This is a genomic window from Mitsuokella sp. AF21-1AC (assembly GCF_003458855.1).
Taxonomy (GTDB): domain Bacteria; phylum Bacillota; class Negativicutes; order Selenomonadales; family Selenomonadaceae; genus Mitsuokella.
In genome coordinates, this window is record NZ_QRVW01000040.1 from 1 (window position 1) to 17,157 (window position 17,157).

12 protein-coding genes are annotated in these 17,157 nt (G+C 56.4%); 8 read left to right on the top strand and 4 right to left on the bottom strand.

What is annotated here, in order from left to right; all coding sequences use genetic code 11:
• The first annotated feature begins 124 nt into the window (after positions 1 to 124).
• Positions 125 to 565, top strand: coding sequence for a large conductance mechanosensitive channel protein MscL (gene mscL / locus DWX75_RS11215; protein WP_118016400.1), 441 nt, complete (start codon positions 125 to 127; stop codon positions 563 to 565).
• Between the two features lie 4 nt (positions 566 to 569).
• On the opposite strand, the gene DWX75_RS11220 is transcribed toward mscL, so the two are convergent.
• Positions 570 to 3,761 carry a DUF3427 domain-containing protein gene (locus tag DWX75_RS11220; RefSeq protein WP_118016401.1) on the bottom strand — a complete coding sequence of 1,064 codons (3,192 nt, stop codon included), beginning with the start codon at positions 3,759 to 3,761 and terminating at the stop codon, positions 570 to 572.
• A 323-nt stretch (positions 3,762 to 4,084) separates the two neighbouring features.
• Between DWX75_RS11220 and DWX75_RS11225 the strand changes: the two genes are divergently transcribed.
• Complete coding sequence (locus DWX75_RS11225; RefSeq protein WP_118016402.1) at positions 4,085 to 4,645, top strand: HD domain-containing protein; 561 nt, start codon at positions 4,085 to 4,087, stop codon at positions 4,643 to 4,645.
• A 77-nt stretch (positions 4,646 to 4,722) separates the two neighbouring features.
• On the opposite strand, the gene cobT is transcribed toward DWX75_RS11225, so the two are convergent.
• Entirely contained in the window at positions 4,723 to 6,645 is a 1,923-nt protein-coding gene (gene cobT, locus DWX75_RS11230) for a nicotinate-nucleotide--dimethylbenzimidazole phosphoribosyltransferase (protein WP_118016403.1), read from the bottom strand.
• Positions 6,642 to 8,843 (bottom strand): Tex family protein, encoded by a 2,202-nt coding sequence (locus DWX75_RS11235; protein ID WP_118016410.1) that lies wholly within the window; start codon positions 8,841 to 8,843, stop codon positions 6,642 to 6,644. The genes cobT and DWX75_RS11235 overlap by 4 nt, the downstream gene beginning before the upstream one ends.
• Before the next feature lie 218 nt (positions 8,844 to 9,061).
• Here DWX75_RS11235 and DWX75_RS11240 point away from each other — a divergent pair, with 218 nt between their 5' ends.
• The 6 genes from DWX75_RS11240 (at position 9,062) to DWX75_RS11265 (ending at position 15,937) form a co-directional block, all read left to right on the top strand.
• Positions 9,062 to 9,817 (top strand): MBL fold metallo-hydrolase, encoded by a 756-nt coding sequence (locus DWX75_RS11240; RefSeq protein WP_118016404.1) that lies wholly within the window; start codon positions 9,062 to 9,064, stop codon positions 9,815 to 9,817.
• A gap of 53 nt (positions 9,818 to 9,870) precedes the next feature.
• The gene (locus tag DWX75_RS11245) at positions 9,871 to 10,998 is read left to right on the top strand and encodes a S1C family serine protease (protein ID WP_118016411.1); all 1,128 of its coding nucleotides are present in this window, start codon (positions 9,871 to 9,873) and stop codon (positions 10,996 to 10,998) included.
• A 14-nt stretch (positions 10,999 to 11,012) separates the two neighbouring features.
• Positions 11,013 to 11,492, top strand: a complete 480-nt coding sequence (gene rlmH / locus DWX75_RS11250; RefSeq protein WP_118016405.1) for a 23S rRNA (pseudouridine(1915)-N(3))-methyltransferase RlmH — start codon at positions 11,013 to 11,015, stop codon at positions 11,490 to 11,492.
• Positions 11,493 to 11,684: 192 nt separating this feature from the next.
• Positions 11,685 to 12,746 carry a 5-bromo-4-chloroindolyl phosphate hydrolysis family protein gene (locus tag DWX75_RS11255; protein ID WP_118016406.1) on the top strand — a complete coding sequence of 354 codons (1,062 nt, stop codon included), beginning with the start codon at positions 11,685 to 11,687 and terminating at the stop codon, positions 12,744 to 12,746.
• Between the two features lie 5 nt (positions 12,747 to 12,751).
• Positions 12,752 to 13,912, top strand: a complete 1,161-nt coding sequence (locus DWX75_RS11260) for a toxic anion resistance protein (RefSeq protein WP_118016407.1) — start codon at positions 12,752 to 12,754, stop codon at positions 13,910 to 13,912.
• 84 nt (positions 13,913 to 13,996) lie between these two features.
• Positions 13,997 to 15,937, top strand: a complete 1,941-nt coding sequence (locus DWX75_RS11265; protein WP_233519589.1) for a penicillin-binding protein — start codon at positions 13,997 to 13,999, stop codon at positions 15,935 to 15,937.
• A 5-nt stretch (positions 15,938 to 15,942) separates the two neighbouring features.
• Here the strand turns inward: DWX75_RS11265 and DWX75_RS11270 are convergent, their stop codons facing one another.
• Positions 15,943 to 17,037 (bottom strand): glycosyltransferase family 9 protein, encoded by a 1,095-nt coding sequence (locus tag DWX75_RS11270; RefSeq protein WP_118016409.1) that lies wholly within the window; start codon positions 17,035 to 17,037, stop codon positions 15,943 to 15,945.
• Between the last annotated feature and the right edge of the window lie 120 nt (positions 17,038 to 17,157).

Genomic DNA, 17,157 nt, shown 5'->3' on the forward strand with positions numbered 1-17,157 from the left:
TGCCGGTTAAGCGAAGGCTCCGCGTCAGCGGGGTCTTTTTTTGTACATGTATATATGTTTTTGCTGTCTGTTATGCTACAATGAAAACGATCTTTTTTTATAAATCCGTAAAGGGGATGTATTTATGATTGAGGAATTCAAGAAATTTATTATGCGGGGCAATGTCCTCGATATGGCTGTCGGTATCATAATCGGTGCGGCGTTTGGCAAGATCGTCACTTCGTTTGTCAATGATATCCTGATGCCGCCCATCGGCCTGCTGCTCGGACGTGTTGACTTTTCGAATCTCTTCCTGAACCTTTCCAGCACGCCCGCTGCTACCCTTTCAGAAGCACGCGACGCCGGCCTGCCGGTCATTGCATACGGCTCTTTCCTCAATGCCGTCGTCGACTTCCTGATCGTGGCTTTCGCCATCTTCCTGCTCATCAAGCAGGTCAATCGCCTGATGCCAAAAAAAGAGGCAAAGGCCGCACGCCTTTGCCCCTATTGCCGTCAGGAAATCGCAGATGACGCCACGCGCTGCCCGCATTGTACCTCAGAGCTCCCTGCTGCAGCGAAGGAATGATACTTCAAAGGACGCCGCTGCTGTCGGTCATGGCTAAGTATTTGGCGGGAATCGCTTCGTCGAGACGATAAATAATCGTAATAGGCTGAGACCCGCGATGGCTGACAATATGCGCCGTACCAAGGAACGCATAGTTTTCCGTATGTCCAAAAGCATTTTTCTTGTTTTCACGGACGAAGAGCAGTATGATAGTTCCGTTTTTATTCTGCTGGATGTATCGCTGGCCTGTAGGTGACTGCTCGGAGGTCGTGCTCTGTGACTGCCAATGGAAAAGATGGCTATTGATGGAATAATCCTCATAACGCGTGGTATCAGAAAATTCGTTGCTGCTCTTATTCAAGGTGACGAGAAAGACGTCTGTAGGCTGCGTGACAATGCTGCTGTTTTTTGCGTGCAGGTATTTTACACCTTCTCGCACGCTTGACGGCTTTTCCAAACCGAGACCGGCAAAAATCTGGTCGCGCGAATAATGACAATGGACTTCTAACGGGCAGAGGTAAGGAACCTCTGCTCGTTTTGTTATTGTGCCGATGTGCTGATACTGGTAGTCCAAGAGCTCCAACAGTTCTTTCTTGAGCGGTGTAATTTGGTTCAGCTGTGTGATGGCTTCCTGGGGCGTGTGCATGCCAGCTGCTTGGTAATCCTTACTCCAGATTGTGAATTGCCACATGCGCAAATACTGTGCAGTTAAGTCAGGATCCTGCGGAGCAGAATTCGTAAACGACGCCTGCAAGAATTGGAGCCAATGCGGGGCGTCGATTCCCAGTATGCGAGGGAATGCTTTTTTCATCAGAGTTTCTTCTTCACTGACGGGAAAATCCTCTATGATGCCAGCTTTTGCGCAGAGCCGTGCATAGCTGCGATTTCCATTATAAAATACCTGTGGTGAGAGCTGCGCCGCCTGCAGGAAGTCAGCGAGCCCCGGTATGATATGATTGTTGACGGTATAGAGCTCTCTGATGAGTTCCCGATAGTAATCGTTTTTGCTCAGGCGTTTGCGGATATTCTCCAGTATGTATTTTTGTGCGATTTCTTCGAGTTGTATGGAGCATCCCTTTGGAACGTGTGGAAAACCTGTCTGTATCTCTTGACGGATTTTCACGGGCTGGTCATGTCCGAGCAGTGCCTGCAGGCGGCTTCCAAAATCGTAACTGCGGTTGGATTGTGCAACGAAATCGAGTACCGTCAGACAGTCCTTACCGGGAGCGAGGCGTAATCCACGCCCCAGCTGCTGCAGGAATACCGTAATGCTGTTGGTTGGTCGCAGAAAGAGAACCGTATTTACGGCGGGAATGTCGACGCCTTCATTGAAAAGATCGACAACGAACAAGAAAGTCAGGCGGCCGGTCTCAAGATCCTGACAGGCACGCAGGCGTTCTGCATTTGGCGTCTCACTATCCAGGGCGCGCGCTTGTATTTCATGCGCATTGAAATAAGCTGCCATGAAATGCGCATGTTTTTTGCTGACGCAGAACCCTAGGCCCTTCACATCGCGGATATCGGCAGTGTACTGGTCGACACTTTGCAGGATGGCTTTGGCGCGTTTTTGGGCTGGGAGGCTTTCCAGGACATAGAGATTGTTCAGGGCATTCGTATCGTATTGCCCATGTATCCATTTTACTGTGCTGAGGTCAATGGGGTCTTCTACGCCGAAGTAATGGAACGGGCATAGCAGACGTCGTTCAATAGCATCGGGCAGCCGGATTTCCGCTGCAATGCGATGGTCGAAATAGGCGAGGATATCCTTGCCGTCCATGCGTTCTGGAGTGGCTGTCAGCCCTAGCAGGATCTTGGGCGTGAAATAGTTTAACAATCTTTGGTAGGACGCAGCTGCCGCATGGTGGAATTCATCGACGATGATCATGTCATAATAAGAAGGGGATAGTCTATCCCATAAATGGCAGCTATTGAATGTCTGGATGGACATAAAGAGATAGGCAGGATTTTCGGCATGGCTGCTGCCGACGGACAGTTCACCGAATGCAGGGTCGTGCAGGACTTGTTGAAAACAGGACCGGCTTTGTCGCAGGATTTCTTCCCGATGAGCGATGAAAAGCAGATGGGGTCTGTTTTGACGGCCTTGTGCGAAGCACCGGTAATCAAAGGCTGCGATAGCCGTCTTGCCGGTTCCCGTAGCGGCGACAATGAGATTACGCCAATGATGGCGCTGCTGGCGTTCGACCTGCAGGGCATCGAGGATGGCCTGTTGATACGGATAGGGCCGCAACGTGAAATGATACAGCTGGTCTTGGCTGGCTGTCATATCACGGTTTTTCGCATGGTCAATTGCCTGACGAAGCTGCTGGAATTCATCTGTGCTGCCGGCATAGAGTTCGAAATCATCGGCATGCCAATACGTCTCAAAGGTTGCGGTCATTTTTTCAAGGATTCCTGGCAGATCCTGCTGAGTTACCTTCATGTTCCATTCCAGTCCATCGGCAATTGCGGCATGAGAGAGGTTGGATGATCCAACGTAGGCCGTGGAGTATCCACTTTCGCGATGAAAGATATAAGCCTTGGCGTGCAGGCGAGTTTCCTTGACATTGTAGGAAATCCGTATACGGGTATTTGGCAGCTCGGCCAGCCTCTGAATTGCTTTTGGATCGGTTGCCCCCATATAAGTAGTCGTGATGATGCGAAGCTGGCCGCCGCGCGCGGTGAATTTCCGCAGCTGAGGCAGGATCAAGGTCAGGCCGGAGAATCGTATGAAGGAAACCAGGAAATCGATCCGGTCACTTGAGGCGATTTCGCGGCTCAGCTCGGTTACGAGAGATATATCCTTATGGCTGTTTGTAAACAAGAAGGAACGGGAAAGAGAGGTCATTGGATGTTCGATGGTATGGTCACGCAGCTGGTTTTGACGATTCAGGAGCTGCATCAGCAGAAACTTCCGCCGTGTAACGATATGGTCGGTGCCAAGTTCTGTATGGCGCTTTGCGAGGAGGTCAATCAGTTCATTTACAAGCTGCATTTCATCGCTGAGGGCATCGTCTTCTTCATGATCGGCGATATCCTTGAGGCAGCATTGTACCAGCTTTTTGATGTAATGAGACAGGTAAGGAACAGCATCCTGAGAATCCATCTCCTCGATATGTGCCCATATTTTCTCGTCCTGTATGGCCGCCTGCAGTTCCCGGTCAAATCCCTTGGAAATGATTTTTTCATAGATGCCGTCTGCCAGTTTCTGCTGCTTCATATTTTCGACCCTCCTGTTGTATGTGCTGTTTTCATTATATCATGAAAAGAAATACAGTATATACCAAGAGGCGTAGTTCATGTGTTTATGAGGCTTAAACGGTGCTGAAGGATGTTCCACAAGGTTATCCACATGATTTTCGTTGACAATATGGAAAAAAGATGAAGGATACCGTCATTTTCCAGAAAATAATCGGAGTTATCCACAATATCCACAGATAAGCTTGTGCACAATGTGGATAACTCTGCGAAGAAATCGTGCTTGCATAATGGATACAGATGGTTAGAATATAAATATATGAGCTTACAGATAGGGGGATCTTTATGGAAAAATTGACACTGGAAAAGGCTCGTGAAATCCTGAAGGAACATACGACAGAGGAACATCTCTTTACGCATGCCGCAGCCGTCAGTGCAGCCATGGGCGCAATGGCCCGTCATTTTGGCAAAGATGAGGAGCATTGGCGTGCGATTGGCTATCTGCATGATGTGGATTATGAGGCGTATCCCGATGAGCACTGTCACCATGTGCGGGAGTTCCTCGAGCCGGAAGGAGTTCCCGAGGCGGATATCCTTGCCATCATTTCGCATGGCTACGGCATCACGACGGAGGAGCGGGAACCGCAGACTTCCTTGGAAAAGAGTCTGTTCACGGTGGATGAGCTGACCGGCATCATCCAGGCGTATGCACTGATGCGTCCGGAAAAGATGGAGGGCATGGCCGTCAAGAGCCTCAAGAAGAAATTCAAGGATAAGCGTTTTGCCGCGAAATGCAACCGTGAGATCATCAAGCGCGGCTTTTCGATGCTGGGCATGGAGCCGGGCGAGGTCATGCAGTGCTGCATCGAGGGGATGCAGGAGCATCACGAAGAATTGGGCTTGTAAGTTCGTCATACAGGAATGGAGCAGCCGCCAGCAGATCATACTGGTGCGGCTGCTCCATTTTCTTGTCTTATGGTATTTTATCGTTCCTGACGTCCGGCTCCGGGGCCGTCGGCGGCGACGGCAACATCGGTTTCGGCAAAGGTCTTCATATTGTTCAGCATATCGATGGAGGCCTTGAGGATGGATGTGCCGAGGCTGGCCAGCAGGCCGCCGGGAATCTTCAAGTCGAGCTGCAGGAGTTCCGGCTGGACGGGCAGCAGGTAAGGCCGTACATCCGGGCAGAGCTTGGCCGTATAGCGGGCTGCCAGGCAGGTGGTTTCATCATCGAGCAGGATCAGGCTGGAATTGCGTGCGGAGGCCAGGATGGCACCCATCAGGGCAGAAATCGTGTTCCGGTACATGGCGGGGACATGCTGCAGGAACGTATCTTCCGCATAGCGCAGGCTGCCGTCGGGCAGCAGCAGAGCCTGGTGAAGATCGGCGGCCATGGTCCCGAATGGTGCGTCGGGGTCAATTTCGGTCGTGGCCAGGCCGACGATGGCGCGGAAGCCGCTCATCTCTTCCCCGCATTCGCGTCCAAAATTGAAAGCGGCGGCAGGGGAAGCAGATGGGTAAAGATGGGCGAGCCGGACGCGGAAGTCTGCGTGGTCGGCGAAGGCCTGGGTGAGCTTCATCTGCATGGCATTTGATTTTTGCCCCGTGAAGCAAAGCAGGCCGAGATCTCCTGATATGATGGTCGGCCGTTCGTCGCGGTCGATGCCGGCGTATTCCACGGCAATCTGTTCGAGTGCACCGAGGCTGTAGATGGGTTTGGCCAGATTGTCGATGCGGCGCTGGCAGCGCTCCATGGACGGCCGGTCGAGCGGCATGATGGTGTGAAAGTAAAAGTCAAAGGTCTTATCCGTAAGATGCGGGTTTTCTGCCCCCATATGGCGATGTTCGAACGGAGGCTCTTCCTCGAGGTCATCGCTTTCATCGATTGACTGCCAGGCGCAGAGGGCCGCGTTCAGCAGATCCGAAGCGATGGCTGAGCCGCCGGTTTCTCCGAGCCGCAGGTCAAGGCGCAGAAACGGAGAAAGCCCAAGCTTTTGGAGCATATGGCGGTGTGAGCGTTCGGAGCCGAGGTGGGATGGCAGCAGATAGGCGGCAGAATCCGGCGCGAGGGCCTGGGCAATGAGCGCTGCAGCGCTGGAATTGGCGCCATCGAGGATCACGGTGCAGCGATGTGCTGCGGCACCGAGGATAAGACCGGCAATGCAGCCAAATTCAAAGCCGCCTACCTTGGCGAGGACATCGAGGCCATCGTTGTCATCCGGCTGATTGACCGCGAGGCTCTGACGCACGATGCCGATCTTGTGTTGCAGGCGCTCGTCAGAGATATTCGTGCCGCGGCCAGTGGCCTGCTCGGCGGTCAGATGGCAGAAAACAGCAGCGATGGCCGCGCTGGCAGTCGTGTTGGCAATGCCCATCTCGCCGGGCAGGAAGCAGTTGTATCCTTTGGCGATAAGGTCGTTGGCAAGTCCGATGCCTGCCTCAATGGACGCTTCCGCCTGTTCCCGCGTCATGGCCGGCCCTTTGGCCATATCGGCCGTGCCCGGTGCAATGCGGCGGTCGATGAGTTCCGGGATATCATCCATGGGTACGGCAATGCCCATATTGACGACGAAGAGGTCGGAGTTGGCAAAATCCGCGAAGACATTGGCTGCGGCGCCGCGGCTGATGAGGTAGTTGCGCGTCATCTGAGCGGTCGTCTCGGGCGGATAGGCGCTGACGTCCTCGCAGGCGACACCGTGGTCGGCGCAGCAGATTACCGTTGCTTTTTGCGGGAGCTCCGGGTGCAGGCAGCCGCGCATATCGAGGTAGCGGCATAAGAGAGGCAGCAGCTTTCCGAGCTGCGGGGTATCGCCTTCGAGCAGGACCTGCAGCTTTTTCCTGACGGTGCTTGAGATTTCGGCGGATGGGGCCTGGATGGCCCGGATGGTGTCTTGCAGCAGACTCATGGACGTTCTCCTTTCGGGACTTGTTTTAGGGAAAGGCCGATGCGGCCGCGCTTCTCATCGACGCTGATGACCATGACCTTAAGCGTGTCGCCAATGGCGACGACCTCAAGGGGATGCCTGACGCGCCTGTGCGAAAGCTCAGAGATATGGATGAGGCCATCCTGATGCAGGCCGATATCGACAAAGGCGCCGAAGTCCGTGACGTTGCGCACGGTGCCGCGCAGGATGGTGCCGGGCTTGAGGTCGGAGAGCTTGACGATGGCCTGGCGCGTCAAAGGAGCGGGCAAATCCTCACGCGGATCGCGGCCGGGGCTTACGAGCGCATCGAGAATATCGTGGACCGTGGGCAATCCCGCCTCGAGCTCTTTGGCGAGTCGCATTTCGTCCTGTGGCTTCAGCATCTCTCGCTTCATCTTGATCAGCGGCAGCTTGTCCTTGTCCTTGAGGTCACTGAGGGCAAAGCCGAGCTTTTGCAGGAGTTCCTGCGCGAGCTGATAGGATTCGGGATGCACGGGGGTATCGTCAAGCGGCGATTTTCCCTCGTGGATGCGCAGGAAGCCGGCACATTGCGTGAAGGCTGCCGGACCGAGCCGCGGGACTTTGAGCAGCTGGCGGCGGCTCGTGAAGCGGCCGTTCTCGTCGCGGAAGGCCACGATGTTCTTTGCGGTGGTCGCATTGATGCCGGCCACATGGCGCAGCAGCGCAGGTGAAGCCGTGTTGAGGTCGACGCCGACATGGTTGACGGCGGCCTCAATCGTGGCGTCAAGTGTATGGGCGAGTTCCGTCTGGTTGACATCGTGCTGGTACTGGCCGACACCGATGGCCTGCGGGTCAATCTTGACGAGTTCGGCCAGCGGGTCCTGTACGCGCCGGGCAATGGAAACGGCGCCGCGGATGACGACGTCGTAATCAGGCAGCTCTTCCTTGGCCAGCTTGGAAGCCGAGTAGACGGAGGCGCCGGCTTCATTTGTGATGAGGTAGTGGACATCATGCAGTTCGTACTCGCGGATGAGTTCCGCGGCGAACTGCTCGGTTTCGTAAGAGGCCGTGCCGTTGCCGATGGAAAGCAGGGTCACGTGATGCGCGCGGATGGAGGCGAGCACCTTGCGCTTTGCCGCTTCATAGGCACCTTTGCTCTGTGTGATCTGCAGCACGCCGTAATCGAGCACGCGGCCCGTGGGATCGACGACGGCCATCTTGCAGCCGTTGCGGTAGCCGGGATCGAGCCCCATGACGGTGTGGCCGGCGAGCGGGGCCTGCAGCAGGAGCTGGCGCAGGTTGACGCCAAACAGATGGATGGCCTGTGCTTCAGCTTCCTCGGTGAGCTTGGCGCGCAGTTCGCGTTCCAGCGAAGGGAAGAGCAGGCGCTTGTACCCGTCTTCAATAGCGGCCTGCAGGGAATCATCCCAGATGGAGGGACGTTTGTGGACCTGCCGGTAAATCAGGCGGCAGTTTGCTTCAGCATCCGTTTTCAGCGCGACGTTCAGGCAGCCGAGCTTCTCGCCGCGATTGATGGCCAGCGTGCGATGCGCCGGCAGGTGAGAAAGCGGCTCCTCGTATGCTGCGTACATCTGGAAAACGGCAGCCTGTTCCTCCGGCGCCTTGGGAGAGGCTTTCGTCTCGATGACAGCCGTGCGCCAGAGATGTTCGCGCATGGTCTTGCGCAGGCTGGCATCTTCCATGATGGTTTCGGCGACGATATCCATGGCACCGGCCAGCGCGTCCTCCGCAGTGGCGACAGGACCGCCGTCCTGCACGAATGCGGCTGCTTTCTGGGCTGGCGTGCCCTTGCTGTCCATCTGGAGCAGCATCGCGTTGGCCAGTGGTTCGAGGCCGCGCTCGCGGGCCATCTGCGCGCGCGTGCGCTTTTTTTGCTTATAGGGCAGATAGAGGTCTTCCAGCTCCTGCAATTTTGTCGCCTGTTCAATGGAGGCGCGCAGCTCATCGGTGAGCTTGCCCTGCTCTTCGATGCGGCTTATGATTTCTTCCTGGCGCTTGCTGAGATTGCGCAGGTAGCCGAGGCGGTCTTCGAGTTGCCGGAGCTGTTCGTCTTCCAGTGAACCGGTGGCTTCCTTGCGGTAACGCGCGATGAAGGGGACGGTATTGCCAGCGTCCAGCAGTTCAATGGCGGCCCGCACCTGTTCGGGACGGATCTTGAGCTCTGCCGCAATGAGTTTATCGATTGCTTCTGTTTTTATGATGATACACCTCTTTCTATCGCTGGCTGGCGATGCAATTTGTGTCAATTATGACACGATACTGTCTCCATTATAGTATAGCTGGCATTTTTTTGCCATGTACGCCGTTGGTGAAGATTCCCTCTGGGCCGCGGGCAGGAAAATGGTGTATAATAAATACTGTCAGATTTTTTGCAGATGGTTTACAGAATAGCCGACTAAGATAGGGGAAACAGGACATGCAGGTAGTGGTACTCGCCAGCGGCAGCAAGGGCAATGCCGTGTACGTGGAGATGGATGGGACGAAACTGCTCATCGATGCAGGTATCAGCGCAACGCGCATCAAGAAGCGGTTGGCAGAAGAACAGGTCGATGTTTCGACACTCGACGGGATTCTCGTCACGCACGAACACCGTGATCACATCGCCGGACTGGCCACGCTGTCAAAATGGTACCGCCTGCCCATCTTTACGCGGCGCGGGACCATCGAGCACATGAGCTGCCGTCAGGCCATCCCCGATGACTGCTTTCATCCGATTGACGGGGCTTTCCGCCTCGGGGATTTGACAATCGATCCCTTCAGGATTCCGCACGATGCGGCGGATCCCGTCGGCTACCGCGTCATGGGCTCGCAAAACTGTACACTCGCCACAGACCTCGGTTTCGTCACCTCGAGCGTTCAGGCTGCGATTGACGGGGCTGATGTGCTGGTGCTCGAGGCCAATCATGATCCGGAGGTACTCAAGCACGGCGATTATCCCTGGGCGCTCAAGCGGCGCATCCTGTCGAATCGCGGCCATCTCGCCAACGCCGATGCCGCCTGGGCACTGGTCCGCATGAAGAAGCGGCCTGAGCATGTATTTTTGGCACATCTGTCGGAGAAGAACAATACGCCGGAACTGGCTTCCGAAACGGTGGCATCCATCCTGAAGCAGCAGGGCGTGTCCCTGGAGCTCAGCCTGACTGCTCAGGATGAGCCGGTGCGCCTGCACTGACGCGATCCGGGCAGATGATTATTTGGAGGATAAGAAAGCGGAGGATGATTCACATGAAGAATATCTTTGCGAACAGAAAGCATAAAAAAGCCGGTATTGCCATTGCAGCCATGCTGGCCATCTCGGCCGTGACCTTTACGGGCTGCTCAGCCGGCACGGCGAATAATTCGTCGTCTTCGGCCGCAGCGACGGAGGCGGCAAAGCCGGCAGCATCGGTTTCGACCGAGGGTCTCTCTGATGCCCGCAACACGCCGGTCGTCCGCGCAGCCAAGGCTGTCGGCCCCACGGTCGTCGGCATCACGAACAAGGCCGTGGCCCGCGACTGGTTCAATAATCCGGTGGAAACGGAAGGCGTCGGCTCCGGCGTCATTTTCCGCAGTGACGGCTACATCGTCACGAACAACCATGTCGTCAACGGCGCGAAGGAGCTCATCGTCTCGCTGCCGGGCGGCAAGACGCTCAAGGGCAAGCTGGTCGGTGCCGATGAACTCACCGACCTGGCCGTCGTCAAAGTGGATGCGACGGACCTGCCGGCTGCGACGTTCGGCGATTCCGACCAGATTGTCGTCGGTGAACCGGCCATTGCCATCGGCAATCCGCTGGGCCTTGAATTCCAGGGCAGCGTGACGAGTGGTGTCATCAGTGCGCTCAATCGTACGCTCGAGACGAGTGATACGCGTCTCAAGCTCATCCAGACGGATGCGGCCATCAACCCGGGCAATTCGGGCGGTGCGCTGGTCAACGCAGACGGCCAGGTCATCGGCATCAACAGCATCAAGGTCGCAGCGAGCGGCGTTGAGGGCATGGGCTTCGCCATCCCCATCAATACGGTGCAGGAAGTCATCAACGAGATCATGGATAAAGGCTACGTCGCCCATCCGTACCTCGGCATCTCGGTTTTCGATCCGCAGACGGCCGCACGCTACGGCTATCAGCTCAACATCGACAAGGGCGTTTACGTATTCAAGGTCGTCATCGGCGGCCCGAGCGACAAAGCCGGCCTGCAGCGCGGCGACATCATCCTCAAGCTCGATGGTGAGGATGTCAACAGTGTGACGGATCTGCGCTCCAAGGTCGCTTCCCACAAGGTCGGCGATACCGTCAAGGCGACGATCGACCGCAACGGCCATGAGCGTGAAGTCGATATCTCGCTCGAAGAGATGCCGCAGGACAATAAGTAAGGCGGCAGCAGTACATGAAGATCACGATTGTCTGTGCCGGCAAAATCAAAGAGAAGTATCTTTCCATGGGAATCGCAGAATTCCTCAAGCGCCTCAAGCCGTTTGCACAGGTTGAGATTCGGGAGATCCATGAGGAAAAGATGCCGGATGATCCGTCGCCGGCGGAAAAAGAGCAGACGCTCGCACGTGAGGGAGAGAAACTCCTGAAACTCGTGCCGCAGGGCAGCTACCTGTTCGTGCTCGATGTCTACGGCCGGGAGAAATCATCTGAAGAGCTGGCCGCTTCCATCGCACAGCTCGGCCTCAGCGGCCGCAGCAGCATCACGTTCCTGATCGGCGGAGCCTTCGGGCTGTCCGAGGAGGTCCGGAAGCGGGCGGATGAGCGCCTGAGCTTCTCGCCGATGACCTTTACGCATCAGATGGTACGTCTCCTGCTCGTCGAACAGATATACCGGGCATTCAAGATCAATCGCGGCGAGAAATATCACTGGTAAAGACCTGCAGGCTTCAGGATTTGCCGTCAAAACAGGAAAACGTCTCCGTACATCGTTCATGATGTGGAGACGTTTTCCTGTTTCTTTGCCGGAATGGTCGTTTCTGCGGGCGTTTTTTGTTATAATAAAAAATAGACCTTCTTATGATGGAACGGACTTCGCGGTCCAGAGATAAATCAAGGTGGTGACGATATGAGAGGCTTTTTATGGGGCATGTCAGTCTTGTCTTTTCTGATCGGATGCGCGTCGCTGGATGGCGCGGTGGAACAGGGGACACAGGGAGTCTTTTTGTATGCGGGCATGACGGCCGTCTGCATGGTGCTCAGCGTTGTGTTGGGGTATCGGGCCTGGCATTATCGCAGCGGCAGACAGAGATTCCAGGCAAAGCTGCCGCTCAAGGAGCTTTCGGATGATGAAGCCGAACTCGTGGCGGAGAGCTGGCAGAAGGCACTGACGGATTATGACCGCATTGAGAAGGCGAGCCAGACCATCCGTGATGGTGAACTGCGCCAGCAGCTCCTGACCATGCAGCAGATTGCGGCGAACCTGCTCACCTATCTCGAAAAGCATCCGCAGAGCATCTCTGCAGCCCGTCGCTTCATTGACACGTATCAGGACCGGGCGGCGTCCATGGCCGAGGAGTACCATGAACTCGAGAAGACGGGCCTCGATACGGATCAGGTCACCGAGACGAGGGAACACATCAAGGAAACCCTGTCTTCCTTCGATGAAGCTTATGAAAAGGAGTTTGAACGTGTCCTCGGGGAGAAGCTCCTCGACATGGATGCAGAGCTCTCGGTCCTGCAGAAGACGATGGAGGCCGATGGCATTCACAACGCGAGTGCCGGTGACGGACAGCCGGAAGCAAAAGAAGACGGGAGTCTTGTCAAAGGAATTATCGATGGCCTCAAGCCGATGACGGGCCGCCATGATCATGCCCCGGTGAACCGGGCTGGCCGCAAGCATCCGCGCCGCCGCGCATTCCGCGTGGCTGAGGAGCTGCCGGCTGTCATGCCGCAGGAGCTGCGCTCGGATGTCCTCAAGGAGAAGCTCATCATGAGCGCCCTGGCCATCTTCGGCGGTGCCATTGGCGCGCATAAGTTCTATCAGGGCAAGACGAAATGGGGAATCCTGTATCTCCTGTTCTGGTGGACGGCAATTCCCGGCATCGTGGGTATTTGTGAGGGCGTGCGCTATCTGTTTATGCCGATGGATCATTTTTATACTGAGTATTATCGTGGAAATGGACGGTGACTGTTATGATTAAACCGAATCCGGATTTGGCCGATCTCATGAAGATGCATAAGGACAAGCAGGCGGACGGGCAGCAAAAGGAAATCCCCGTACAGACTAAGCAGGAAATCGAAAAAGCGGTCGATACCCTGTCGCCGGAAGAGCGGGAAAAAGTACAGCAGATCAAGGATCACATCGATTTGACGAATACCGAATCCCTGCTGACGTATGGCGCGCCGGCACAGAAGAAGATAGCGGAGTTCTCCGACAGCGTGCTCGCGCAGGTCCGCACGAAGGACAGCGGCGAAGTCGGGCAGCTGCTCGGCAGCCTCGTGACGCAGGTTAAGGAATACGATGAGAAGAGTCAGGGCGGCTTTTTGCGCAAGGTGCCGCTTATCGGCAGTCTCGTCAACAAGACGGAGAACATCAAGGCCGGCTACGAGAAGCTCTCGGTGCAGGTCGAACGCATTGCGGGCAGCCTCGAACAGGCCAGACTCAAGATGATGAAGGATGTCGTGCTGTTCGACAAGCTTTACGATGAGAACTTCGCCTATTTCAAGGAACTGCAGCTCTACATCGAAGCCGGCGAGGAGAAGGTCCGGGAGATGCGTGAGGTGGAATTGCCGAAGCTTCATGAGCAGGCAGCAGCAGCCAATGACCCGATGGCCGTGCAGGTCGTCGCCGATTATGAGGCCAATGTCGACCGCTTTGAGAAGAAGATTCACGACCTCAAGATCAGCAAGACGATTGCCATTCAGACGGCGCCGCAGATCCGCCTGATCCAGAACAACGATAAGGCCCTCATCGACCGCGTACAGACGGCCATCTATTCGACGATTCCGCTCTGGAAGAATCAGCTTGTCATCGCCCTGGGCCTTTCGGCACAGCAGAAGGTGCTGCGCATGCAGCAGGCGGTCAACAACACGACGAATGAGCTCCTGAAGCGCAATGCGGAGCTTCTGCATCAGAACTCGGTAGAGACGGCTAAAGAAAACGAACGCAGCATCGTCGATATCGAGACGGTGCGCGAGGTCAATGAGAAACTCATCCAGACGATTGAGGATACCGTGCGGATCCAGCAGGAGGGCCGCGCCAAGCGTCAGGCTGCCGAACAGGAGCTCACGGCCATCGAAGGCAAATTGCGCGATACACTGCTGAAGAACAGCGGCCGCCAGACCAATCAATGAACCCGTGGAGAAGGATTAGACTTGGAGTGAACGAATGAGATGAAGAGGGATAGAAGGGGCAGGATACAAAAGCATATCCTGGGCATGGTCTATATACTGGGGGCGCTTTTTGGCGTCATGGTGCTCCGCTATGCCTGGCTCCAGCTGGTGCAGGGGGACAACCTGGCGCAGCGCATGCGCGAGCAGGTAGGCTCGGATTTTGCCATCCAGTCGCCGCGCGGCACCATCCTGGACCGCAACGGACGCGAGATGGCCGTGAGCGTCATGACGAAATCGCTGTATGTGGATCCCAACCATGTCAAAGACCCCGATGAGCTGGCAGCCAATCTGGCGCCGCTCATCAATATGCCGGAACAGGAGATCCTCGACGATATCAATGTCGGCGGCGGCTTCGTCTGGATCAAGCGCCGCATGGAGCATGACGAATACGAGCAGGTCCGCGCGATGATCCGGGAAAACAAATACACGGATTGCCTGGGCTTCCGCGACGAGGCTAAGCGCTACTATCCGAATGATATGCTGGCGGCCAATGTCATCGGCTTCGTGGGCACGGATGACAAGGGCCTTGACGGCATCGAGCAGGGCCTCGACAGCCTGCTCAAGGGCGAGGTCAAGGAGAAATTCCTGACGACCGACCGCCAGAACCGGCCAATCCTCGACTCCATCTTCTCGAGTCAGCGCAGCTATCAGGGGGAATACTGCAAGAGCGTCGAGCTGACGCTCGACAGCTCCATCCAGTTCATCGTCGAGCAGGAACTTGACCGGGCTATGGCAGAAAACAATCCGAAGGGCATCACCTGCGTGGTCATGGATCCCAAGACGGGAGAGATCCTGGCCATGGCTTCGCGTCCGTCGTACAACCCCAACCGCTTCTGGGACTATCAGCCGGAGGTCTGGAAGAACAAGGCTGTGTCCTTCATCTATGAGCCGGGCTCGACCTTCAAGTCCGTTGTTGCCGCAGCCGCGTTGCAGGAAAAGGTCGTATCGCCGAATCAGGTCTTCGTCGACCCCGGCTACGTCATGGTTTCCGGCCGCCGCATCCAGAACTGGAGCGGTACGAGCTTCGGCACGGTCACGTTCACCGATGTCGTCAAGCAGTCGCTGAACACGGGCTTTGCCCAGGTCGGCCTGCGCCTCGGCGCGCACAAGCTCACGGAATACGCCAAGCTGTTTGGCTTTGGCACGCCGACGGGCATCGAGCTGCCAGGCGAGGAGAGCGGCCTGCTCTTCAATCCCGATGATATGCGGGATTCCGATACGGCTACGATGTCCATCGGCCAAAGTATTGCCGTTACGCCGCTGCAGCTCATCACGGCCATGTCAGCCATCGCGAATGACGGCGTGCTGCTCAAGCCGCATATCGTCAAGACAATCACGAATGCCGACGGTTCGGTCTACGAGGAAAAGGGCACGACGGAAGTGCGCCGCACCATCGAGTCGGCCACGGATAAAACGCTCGTGGGCCTCCTGGAGCAGGTCGTCGCGAGCGGCGGCGGCAAGAAAGCTGCCGTCAAGGGCTACCGCATTGCCGGCAAGACCGGTACGGCGCAGAAGATCCGCCCGGATGGCACGGGCTACATGGACGGGCGTTACATCGCTTCGTTCTGCGGCTTTGCACCCGTAGAGGATCCGCGCGTTACGGTGCTTGTCATCATCGACGATCCGGGAACCGGCAATTACTACGGCGGACAGATCGCTGCGCCGGTGGCCAAGCGCATTTTCACGCAGCTCTTCCGCTACATGCACATCGAGCCTTCGAGCGATCCCTTTGCCGGGATGAACCAGAAGGCTGCCCAGACCAAGCCGAAGACAACGGCCACCTACACAGGTGAAGTGCCGGAAGGCAAGGTCGTCGTACCGGACTTTTCGGGCAAGAGCCTGCGGGAGGCGGCCCAGCTGGCATCGGAACGCGGCCTGAACTGTGACCCCGAGGGTTCCGGCTATGCCGTTTCGCAGAACATTCCCGCCAATACACTCGTGGATAAAGGCACGAGCGTAACCGTCACTTTCCAGTCGGGCGGCTGATGGCATCAGGCTTTGCCTGCGGGAGGTTCCAGCAGGTTCAGCAGAGCAGTTTTCACGACAGACGGTTCAATGGCATTCATGCAGGCATTTGTTTTATGCCTGCATTTTGTTTTGCAGCAGGCATGGCAGTCATTGGGGGTCAGGATGAAATGATGGCCTTTGGTCAGCGGTCCGTAGATATCGGGATGTGTCGGCCCCCAGAGTGAGAGTGTTGACAGCCCCACAGCCTCTGCAATGTACAGGGGGCCCGTATCGCCCGTCAGCAGCAGGTCGGCTTTGTGGAATACGCCGGCCAGCTGCAGGAGATTGGTCTTGCCGGCAAGTGAGAGCGACGGGCGGGAGCCCATGGCCCGCTGCGCCGTTTCAATATAGGGTGCGTCCGCCGGTGCGCCGGTGAAGACAATCTGGATGTCAGACGGCAGATCGCTCAGGGCCCTGCCAAAGTACTCCGGCGGCCAGTTCTTGTCCGGCCAGGTCGTGCGCACGTTGACGAGCAGCAGCGGCCGTGCGGGATCATGGCTCACGATGCCGTGCTTTGCAAGCAGTGTTTGCGCAAAATGTATCGCTTCTTCGGGCAGGTTCAGCACGAGTCCTGGCCTGAAGTCGCTTGCTTCGATGCCGAGAGGGCGGAGCGCCGTCATGTACCGCCGGATCTTGTGGCGGTCGGGGATGTCGGGGGCTATCTCCGTCATGAAGAGGAAATTGCCCTCATGGCGCTCATGGATGCCGATGCGGCGTGGGGCATGGCTCATATGCGTCAGCAGTCCTGAGAGGAAGAGCCCCTGGATGTCGAGCGCGATATCGAATGTGTATGGTGCCAGCAGCCGGCGTGCCTCCTTCAGCGTATGGTACAGTCTGCGGACATCCAGATGACGGGCCGCGTCATCAAAGGGACGGCGGTCCCAGACGAGCAGGCGGTCGATGTCGGGATTGCCTTCGAGCAGGAGGCTGGCCGGCGGACTGACGAGCCAGGTGATGTGGCAGCTCGGGCAGAGCCGCTTGAGATTGTGGACGACGGACGTGGAGTGGAGCACGTCGCCGATGGCACTGAGCCGCACGATCAGGATACGTGCGTTCTTCGGAAGTTTTGATTCGTTCATGGGATAAGTCCTTTGCTGATTCTTAAAATATGTTACAATGAAAAATAGGCTTTCATTGCAGGATTTCTTTATCTTAATCTTACAGCAGTTTACAGCTTTTAAGCCGCTTGCTCATCGCCC